The following is an 8,706-nucleotide window of genomic DNA, read 5'->3' on the forward strand; positions in this document are numbered from 1 at the left end:
GGATCGAGCCGGTCGAGGACCTCGTCCGCGGTCTCCCCGGTCACCGCCGACAGCACGCCCAGGTCGAACTCGCGGCCGATGACCGCGGCGGCCCGCAGCAGCTCGCGGGCCGGCTCGGGAAGTGTCGCGGCGCGGGCGGCGACCACATCCGCGACGGCGACCGGCACGCTGTCGGCGGCGCCCAGCTTGGCGAGCTCGGTCAGCAGGAAGGCGTTGCCGCCGGTACGGTCGCGCTGCTGATGAGCCGCCTGACGGCCTGCCGGCAGACCGGCGACCTCGACGGAATGGACGCCGCGCAGGTCGCGGCGGTGGCCGTGGCGGCCGGTTCGGGCGACCTCGAGGCCGAGGCCCGCGCCGCGACCGCCGCCATGGACGGCGCGGTGTGGCTCCCCCGGCCGCACGGCACCGTGCATCCGAGCCTGCCCGGCACTCTGCGCAGGGCGCTGCGCCGTCTGCCGGCCGCCGACTCCGAGCTGCGCTGCCGCGTGATGCTGGCGCTCGCGCTGGAGCTCTACTACGCGGACGCGCCGAGGGAGCGCCTGGCGCTGGTCGAGCAGGGCCTGGCCCTCGCCCGCCGGTTGGGCGATCCCGGCCTGCTGGTGTGGGCGTGCACGGTGGCGTGGCTGGCGTCCTGGCGGCCGGGCACCGCGCAGCAGCGGTACGCGCTGGCCCACGAGGCGCTGGACGCCGCCGCCCGGGGTGACGACGTGCTCAGCGAGGTGACCGCCCACACGCTGGTGGCCTTCAGCGCGCAGGAGACCGGGCGGATCGCCGAGATGGACGCGGAGACGGCCCGCGCCCGCGCCGACGCCGGCCGGTACCGGCTGGCGACCCCGCTGGTCGCGCTGGGCTGGCTCGAGGTGCCGTGGCTGGCCATGCGCGGCCGCTTCGACGATGCCGAGAGACTCTTCGCCGCGACCGTCGATCTGATGTCACGCACGTCGATGCCGCAACGGACGGAGTCGGCCGCCGGCACCGCGATGGCGCTGCAGATGTTCCGCAACGCGGCCGGCGCCGAGATGGCCTCGCAGATGCAGGCGCTCGCGCCACACAGCAGGCTGCCGCTGCACTCGACCATCGTCATGCTGCTGTTGCGCGCCGGGCAGCGGGAGCAGGCCCGCGCCTGGTATGCCGAACACGGCCTGGCCCTGGATTCCGACGACTGGTACACGCTGAACAACCTGTGCCAGGCCGCGGAGGCCGCCGCCGGGATGGGCGACCGCGACCTGGCCGCCCGGGTCTACCGGCGGCTCGCGCCCTTCGCCGGGCGGCCGTGCTCAGCGGGTGGCGCGGTGGCGCAAGCGCCGGTGGACGCGTTTCTCGCCCTGGCGGCCGAGGCGGCGGGCGAGGCCGCTCTCGCCGCCCGCCACGCCGACGCGGCCCGGGCCCTGTGCGCGGAGTGGGCGGTCACGCATACCGGAATGCGACTGCCTCGCGCCGCGCGAAGCCACGGTGGGTGAGTCGCCAGAGCAGGGACAGCACCGGGCCGGCCGTCGCCAGCATCCGCGTACGCGTCTCGTCCGGCAGCTGGTGCATCACCCACGGCACCAGCGACGTCATCTCCCGCAGCGAGTACGCGCCCTTGGCGTCGTTCTTCTCCAGCTCCTCCCACTCGTGCGGCGTCACGTGCGCCTGCACCAGGGCCAGCGCCTCGGTCTCCTCGTGCGCGAGGTGCCGGTGCAGCCGCTCGCCGGCCGCCACCATGCGGATCTCCAGCGACCGCCGGGCGTCCTCGTCGGGGCGTGCGGCCAGCGTGGCGAAGCCTTCGCCGCACGCGGTGAGCAGCGGGTCGATCTCGCCGTGCTCGGCCTCCATGGCCTCGAGCGTGGCCCGGCCCCCGGCGTCCACGCGGCGCATCAGCAGCGGCCAGATGGACTCGTCCTCGGTGGTGTGGTGGTGATGCAGGATGCTGCCGAACAGTGCCCACCGGTCGCGCAACGCCCGCCAGGTGGCGGTGTCCTCGGCCGGGGTGGCGGCCACGGCGGCGGCGAAGGTGCGCAGGTCGCGCCGGAACGCGTGGTGGATGATGAACATGCCGGAGAGGTCGCAGGGGCCCTGCGGCGCCGCGGCCTGGCCGGGCAGCCGGATCTGGGTCGTCGTCGTCATGGCGGTCACGCTGCCCGGCGCCCCTTGCGGCGCGCTTGAGACCCGCCTCAAGCCGGCCTCAAGTGGCCGGTGCGACGGTGTCGCCATGCAAACCATGACGCCGGCGCTCATCGACGCCTACCACACCTGTGAGCTGCTCACCGTCGGCCGCGACGGCACCCCGGTCGCCTGGCCCACGGTGGCGCTGCGCCGCCCGGACGGCACGATCATGATCAGCACCTCGATCGGCCTGCCGCAGAAGGCCCTCAACATCCGCCGCGACGAGCGGGTGGCGTTGCTGTTCTCCGACCCGACCGGCAGTGACCTCGACGCTCCTGACCAGGTGCTCGTGCAGGGCACGGCGGTCTGCCCGGACGAGATCGTCACCGGGCCCGGGCCATGGGCCGACCTGTGGCTGCGCGTCCGCGAACGCCAGCCCTCGTCCAACTACCACAAGATGCCCGGCATGCGGCGGCTGATGGACTGGTACTACATGCGCCTGCTGATCACGGTGACCCCGTCGCGGGTCGTCACGAGCCCGGCCTGGCGTCCGGCCCCGGCGGCCGCGCCGCCCGTGCGGCAGCAGGACGCGAGCGCCTACGCGCAGGCGGTGCGGCGCATGCCCGACTTCGGCGGCGCCGTGCTGTGCGGGTACGACGACGACGGCCGGCCCACGATGCGACGGGTGCACGTGTCGGCGGCCGGCGGCCGGTTCACGGTCGGCCAGGGCCTGGGCCAGGGCCTGGCCCGTGGCCGCGCCAGCCTGCTCTGGCACAGCCACGACGACAAGCTCGACTCGCTCAAGGCTTTCGTGGTCACCGGCGACCTCGAGGACGGCGTCCTCACCCCGGACCGGTACGTCTCCACCGCCGACCGGATGGGCCCGATCGCGATGATCCGCATGATCCGCGAGCTGCGCGGCACCGCGCAGCGCTACCTCGACCGGCGCGGCCTGGCTCGGCCCGCGATCCGCTGGAACGAGTTCGCCGAGCTGGAAGCCGGGCGCTTGGCCCGCTGATCCGCGGGTATTCCGGCTCCATGCGTATCGGTTACTTTCTGTCATGCGAGGAGTACACGCCTGCTCAGCTGATCGAGCAGGCGCGGAAGGCCCAGGACGCCGGCTTCAAGAGCCTCTGGATCTCCGACCACTTCCACCCGTGGAACGACGAGCAGGGTCAGAGCCCGTTCGTGTGGTCGATCATCGGCGCGCTCAGCCAGGTCGTCAGCATCCCGGTGACCACCGCCGTCACCTGCCCGATCATGCGGATCCACCCGGCGATCACCGCCCAGGCCGCGGCGACCAGCGCGGTGCTGCACGACGGCCGTTTCGTGCTCGGCGTCGGCACCGGCGAGGCGCTCAACGAGCACATCCTCGGCGACCGGTGGCCGTTCGCCGACGAGCGTCTGGAGATGCTCGAGGAGGCGGTCGAGGTGATGCGTGAGCTGTGGCGCGGCGACTTCGTCACCCACCACGGCAAGCACTACACGGTCGACCAGGCGCGGATCTACACGCTGCCGGCGAAGCCGCCCAAGGTGTACGTGTCCGCCTTCGGCCCGAAGGCGCTGGAGGTGGCGGCGCGGATCGGCGACGGCTACGTGTCCACGATGCCCGACGGCGACCTGGTGCGCCGGTTCCGCGACATGGGTGGCGGCGACAAGCCGGTGCAGGGCGGGTTCAAGGGCTGCTGGGCGCCCACCGAGGACCAGGGCGTCGAGACCGCGCACCGGCTGTGGGCCAACAGCGGCGTGCCCGGCGAGCTGTCGCAGGTGCTGCCCTCGCCGCGGCACTTCGAGCAGGCCTCGCAGCTGGTCACACCGGAGATGACGCGCGAGTCGGTGGTCTGCGGCCCCGACCCCGCGGGCCATGCCCAGCAGTTGCAGGCCTTCGAAAAGGCCGGCTTCGACGAGGTCTACATCGCCAACATGGGCTCGCACTACGAGGAGCTCATCGACATGTATCGGCGCGAGTTCCTGTAACCCGTCCGGGGGTCGACGCACTCCGCCGCGGCCATGAGTATTGAGGGCGAGTCGGCGAGGAGGCGGTGACGTGGGTCAGACCCCCGGGTTCCGGGTGGAGGTGGATCGCAGCCGGCTGCCGCGCGCGGTGATCATCACCGTGGCCGGCGAGCTCGACTACGACACGTCCCCGCGCCTGCTCGACGCCGCCGGCGGGCCGCCACCGGCCGGCGCCAGCCTCATCATCGACGCCCACGAGCTGGCCTTCTGCGACTCCAGCGCGCTCGGCGCGATGATCAATCTGCGTGCGGCGGCTACCGGCGGCGGTGGCCGCCTGTACGTGACCGGGGTCCAGCCGCAGGTGCTGTCCGCGATCAGGGTCACCTCGCTCGACGAGCTGCTGATGATCCGCGACGACGTCCCGGCCGCACTGGCCGAGCTGGACTCCCGTTGAGCTTCCGCCGGTTGGACCGCTTCTCGCTCGCCGACGCGGTGGCGACGGCGGCGGACCTGCGCGCGGTGACGAGAGGGACCGAGGGCCTCGACGGCGCCGCCGACGCGATCGTGCAGCGGTTGTTCACCCGTCTGGTCGACGGTGCGGGCGAGCCGGCGTTGCGGTCGGTCTGCCTGTACATCGGGTGCGAGGCACGGGCGTCGGCCGGCAGCGGCGCAGCCCCGGCGGAAGGCTCAGCGGCCGGAAGCGACACAGCCCCGGCGGAAGGCTCAGCGGCCGGAAGCGACACAGCCGGCTCGGTGTCCTTCGGTGACGAGACGTTCACGGTCGTGCTGCGGCCGGTGACGCCCGTGGGCGCCGAGGTGGCGGCGAACTTCGAGGTCGTCGCGGCCGGGGTCGCCGCCGGGCTCGGGCGGCTGTCGGCCGAGGCGTACACGGCGGAGCTGGAACGCGCCGTGGCCGGGCGGGCCGCCGACATCGAGCACCGCCTCGCCCTGCTCGGCGCCGAGGCCGACGTCGTGCAACGGCTGCAGTCGGTCGGGCGCCGGCTGACCGCGCAGCTGGACCTCGACGTGGTCGTCCAGGAGGCCACCGACGCCGCCACCACGGTGACCGGCGCCGCGTTCGGGGCGTTCTTCTACAACCTGATCAACGACCGCGGCGAGTCCTACGTGCTGTACACCATCGCGGGCGTACCCAAGGAGGCCTTCTCCCGGTTTCCCATGCCGCGCAACACCAAGGTCTTCGCGCCGACCTTCGAAGGCGAGGGGGTGATGCGCAGCGACGACATCACCGCGGACCCGAGGTACGGGCACAACGAGCCGTATCACGGCATGCCCGAGGGCCACCTGCCGGTCCGCAGCTACCTGGCCGTGCCGGTGATCTCGCCGACCTCGGGCGGGGTGCTCGGCGGGTTCTTCTTCGGCCATCCGGAGACCGCCCGGTTCACCGCCCGGCACGAGCGCCTGGCCGAGGGCGTCGCCGGATACACCGCCATCGCCCTGGACAACGCCCACCTGTACGCCCGGCAGCGGTCGATGGCCACGGAGCTGCAGCGCAGCATGCTGCCCAGCGTTCCCGAGGTCGCCGGCTTCGAGGTGGTCTCGCGGTATCTGCCGGCCGCCACCGGCTCGGAGGTCGGCGGCGACTGGTTCGACGTGATCGAGCTGCCGGCCGGCCGGACCGCGTTCGTGATCGGCGACGTCATGGGCCGCGGGGTCACGGCGGCCACGACGATGGGGCGGATCCGCACGGCGGTCCTCTCGTACGCCCGGCTCGACCTCCCGCCCGCCACCGTCCTGCAGCACGTCTCGCAGATGGCCGGCACCATGTCCGGCCACCAGTTCGTGACCTGCCTCTACGCCGTGTACGACCCGACCGACAGCACCCTCACCTACGCCAGCGCGGGCCACCTGCCGCCGGCGATCATCGACGCGGACGGCCGGGTGTCCCTGCCCGCCGAGCGGCTCGGCCTGCCGCTGCGCATCGGCACCGACTACCGGCAGCGGCAGATCCCGTTCCCGCCCGGCTCGGGGCTCGTGCTCTACACCGATGGCCTGATCGAGCGCCGCACCCGGCCGCTCGACGACGGCCTGCTCGAGCTCACCGACAAGCTCGCCGACCTGACGGCCCGGGAGCCGGGCGACGCCGAGGCGGGCTGCGACAAGCTGATCGACGAGCTGACCGAAGGCCTGTACGACGACGACATCGCGCTGCTCTACGTCCGCGATCTGGGGCACCGCCGCCACTCGGCGCACATGCCGCTGACCGAGACCGGCGACCTGGCCGCGCGGGCCCGGCAGTTCACCCGGGCCACCCTGCTCGAGTGGCGGCTCGGCGCGATGATCGATCCGGTGATCACGGTGGTCACCGAGCTGGTGAGCAACGCGATCCGGCACACCGGCGCCCCGCGGCGGCTGGACCTGCTGGTGACCGGCGCCCGCCTGGTCATCACGGTCACCGACCACGACGAGCGGCTCCCCCGCCGCACCGATCCGGCCCCGAGCGACCCACGGCACCGCGGTCTGGTCATCGTCGACGCCTACGCCCACCGCTGGGGCAACCGCCCGGTCGAGGACGGCAAGGCCGTCTGGGCCGAGATGACCCTGCCGTCCGCTTAGGTGCGGTCGAGCTGTCGGTCCACTTCGGCCATCCGCTCGGCGGCGGAGGCGTTGCGTCGTAATCGTCCTGACGGGACGATGTCCGCCTGACTCGATGAGGAGCCCGCCATGGCCGACCTGACCCCCGCCCAGCGTGACGCCCTGCGGGCCCTGGTCGACCCCGCCGTGCCCTCGCTCGACGCGCCGGACGGCGACGATCCGCATGGCTTCTGGGCCACCACCGGCTCCGGCGTCGGCGCCGACGAGGCGCTCGCGCAGAATCTCCTGACCCTACCCGAGGCCGACCAGCTCGGCCTCGCGCAGTTGCTCGACGGCCTGGCCCGGCACGGCTTCGCGCGGCAGGACAGGGAGACCCGCGAGGGCATCCTCGCCGCTGTCTCGGCAGCCTCCCCCGAGGCCGACATCGCCATCGCCACGCTGCGCGGCGGCGCCTGCATGCTGGCCAATTCGCTGGTCGACGAGCACGGCCGCAATCCGTTCTGGCCGGCCTACGGCTACCCCGGCCCGCGGGTGGCGCCGCCCGCCGACCCGCCGTACATCACGCCCCATGTTCCGGCCCCTGGCGTCGTCATCGAGGCCGAGGTGGTCGTCGTCGGGTCGGGCGCGGGCGGCGGCACAATCGCCGGGCTGCTCGCCGCCCGCGGCCTGTCGGTCGTCGTGCTCGAGGCGGGCGGCGCGACCAGCGAGCGCGACTACCGGCAGCTGGAGATCGAGGCCGGCACGACGATGATGTACCGCAACGGCCTGTCGGTCTCGGCGGGTGTGGCGCCGCGGCGACGACGTCGAGGCCTGGGCCGACGAGCTGGACGCCGTCCCGATCGGCGCCGGCGGGCTGCCGATGGGCAGTGCGCACCAGATGGGTACGGCTCGCATCGGCACCGACCCGGCGACGTCGGTGGCGGGGCCGACCGGCGAGCTGCACGACGTTCCGGGTGTCTGGGTCGGCGACACGAGCGCCTTCCCGACCGCGTCGGGCGCCAACCCGATGCTCACCTGCATGGCGCTGGCCCACCGCACCGCCGGGAGCATCCACGCGGCGGTCGGAGACTCCCGGTGACCGGCTGACCGCTCTGTGTTCAGGTCCTGTCCGGACGGTGCGAGCTGGTGGACCTTCCCCGGTGGTGCTGCCGGATGGGCAGGGCGTACCGTCCGATTAGCCCATCGTGATTGGAAGGACGCGGTTGACCACGATCTTCGGGACGGCGCCGGGATCACTCTCCGACCTCGAGGTGATCGCCGAACTCGGCCGAGGCGCCGAGACCGTCGTCTATCGTGTGCGCCGCCACGGTGGAGAGTACGTCCTGAAGGTGTTCTCCGACGTCGACGCGGAGCAGACCGTGCGCCGCGAGGCCGCCCTGCTGGGCTGTGTCGGCCACCCGCTGCTGCCCCGCATCTTCGAGGTCGGCCGGACCGCCACGGGCCCGTACCTGATTCTCGAGTACATCAACGGCCCCTCGCTCGCGCAGACGCTGCGCCAGGGACCGCTGGACGAGACCCGGGCGATCCGGCTGGCCATCGACCTGGTCGGCCCGCTGACCGCCGCCCACCGGGCCGGCCTCGTGCACCGCGACGTCAAGCCGGACAACGTGATCATGGATCCGGTCGGCGCCGCCCGCCTCATCGACTTCGGCCTCGCGGCGCGCGGCGGCGAGCCGGACGACCGGGTCGCCGGCACGCTGCTCTACAGCCCGCCGGAGCAGACCGGCATGCTCAAGCGACCGGTCGACGGCCGCTCCGACCTGTACGCCCTCGGCGTCCTGTTGTACGAGTGCGTCACCGGCCGGCTCCCCTACGAGTCGGACGACGCCGGCGAGCTGATCCGGCGGCACGCCACGGCGCCCGTGCCCGACGCCCGCGCGCTGGCACCGAACCTGTCCCCGACGCTGGCGGAGATCATCGCCACCCTGATGGCGAAGGACCCGGACGACCGCTATCAGAGCGGCGACAGCCTGCTGGCCGATCTGCGCCGGCTCGCCGCGGAGCCGGGCGCGCGGTTCCCGGTCGCGGCCGACCAGAGCGGCGTGCAGCCGCAGGGGGCCAAACGGCGGGGGGGGCGGGGCGACCGGTTTTTGAAGGTGGGCCCCCCGTGGC

9 protein-coding genes are annotated in these 8,706 nt (G+C 73.3%); 7 read left to right on the plus strand and 2 right to left on the minus strand.

All coding sequences use genetic code 11. From position 1 onward, the window contains the following. Window positions 1–239: 239 nt before the first annotated feature. Window positions 240–1,460 carry a hypothetical protein gene (locus tag AB0M20_RS14705; protein WP_364298197.1) on the plus strand — a complete coding sequence of 407 codons (1,221 nt, stop codon included), beginning with the start codon at window positions 240–242 and terminating at the stop codon, window positions 1,458–1,460. On the opposite strand, the gene AB0M20_RS14710 is transcribed toward AB0M20_RS14705, so the two are convergent. Further along, on the minus strand, window positions 1,408–2,106 hold the full coding sequence (locus AB0M20_RS14710) for a hemerythrin domain-containing protein (RefSeq protein ID WP_364298199.1): 699 nt from the start codon (window positions 2,104–2,106) through the stop codon (window positions 1,408–1,410). The genes AB0M20_RS14705 and AB0M20_RS14710 overlap by 53 nt on opposite strands. Before the next feature lie 85 nt (window positions 2,107–2,191). Between AB0M20_RS14710 and AB0M20_RS14715 the strand changes: the two genes are divergently transcribed. From AB0M20_RS14715 to AB0M20_RS14730, 4 genes are all read left to right on the plus strand, one after another. Continuing rightward, complete coding sequence (locus AB0M20_RS14715) at window positions 2,192–3,103, plus strand: pyridoxamine 5'-phosphate oxidase family protein (protein WP_364298201.1); 912 nt, start codon at window positions 2,192–2,194, stop codon at window positions 3,101–3,103. A gap of 20 nt (window positions 3,104–3,123) precedes the next feature. Next, window positions 3,124–4,062 carry a TIGR03557 family F420-dependent LLM class oxidoreductase gene (locus AB0M20_RS14720; RefSeq protein WP_364298203.1) on the plus strand — a complete coding sequence of 313 codons (939 nt, stop codon included), beginning with the start codon at window positions 3,124–3,126 and terminating at the stop codon, window positions 4,060–4,062. Window positions 4,063–4,132: 70 nt separating this feature from the next. Then, entirely contained in the window at window positions 4,133–4,495 is a 363-nt protein-coding gene (locus AB0M20_RS14725; protein WP_364298205.1) for an STAS domain-containing protein, read from the plus strand. Between the two features lie 11 nt (window positions 4,496–4,506). Further along, window positions 4,507–6,615: a SpoIIE family protein phosphatase gene (locus AB0M20_RS14730; RefSeq protein ID WP_364298207.1), complete on the plus strand. Its 2,109-nt coding sequence runs from the start codon at window positions 4,507–4,509 to the stop codon at window positions 6,613–6,615. Window positions 6,616–6,885: 270 nt separating this feature from the next. Here the strand turns inward: AB0M20_RS14730 and AB0M20_RS14735 are convergent, their stop codons facing one another. Next, entirely contained in the window at window positions 6,886–7,080 is a 195-nt protein-coding gene (locus AB0M20_RS14735) for a hypothetical protein (protein WP_364298209.1), read from the minus strand. Window positions 7,081–7,471: 391 nt separating this feature from the next. On the opposite strand from AB0M20_RS14735, the gene AB0M20_RS14740 reads away from it, so the two are divergent. Then, window positions 7,472–7,672 (plus strand): GMC oxidoreductase, encoded by a 201-nt coding sequence (locus tag AB0M20_RS14740; RefSeq protein WP_364298213.1) that lies wholly within the window; start codon window positions 7,472–7,474, stop codon window positions 7,670–7,672. Window positions 7,673–7,796: 124 nt separating this feature from the next. Next, the coding region (locus AB0M20_RS14745; protein WP_364298211.1) for a serine/threonine-protein kinase at window positions 7,797–8,706 on the plus strand (910 nt) is incomplete at its 3' end.

The organism is Actinoplanes sp. NPDC051633 (assembly GCF_040681735.1).
Taxonomy (GTDB): Bacteria; Actinomycetota; Actinomycetes; order Mycobacteriales; family Micromonosporaceae; genus Actinoplanes.

Coding starts and splice junctions, on each gene's coding strand:
- AB0M20_RS14710 (WP_364298199.1), bottom strand. CDS start 2,106: ATGACGACGACGACCCAGATCCGGCTGCCCGGCCAGGCCGCGGCGCCG.
- AB0M20_RS14705 (WP_364298197.1), top strand. CDS start 240: ATGAGCCGCCTGACGGCCTGCCGGCAGACCGGCGACCTCGACGGAATG.
- AB0M20_RS14720 (WP_364298203.1), top strand. CDS start 3,124: ATGCGTATCGGTTACTTTCTGTCATGCGAGGAGTACACGCCTGCTCAG.
- AB0M20_RS14715 (WP_364298201.1), top strand. CDS start 2,192: ATGCAAACCATGACGCCGGCGCTCATCGACGCCTACCACACCTGTGAG.
- AB0M20_RS14740 (WP_364298213.1), top strand. CDS start 7,472: ATGGGTACGGCTCGCATCGGCACCGACCCGGCGACGTCGGTGGCGGGG.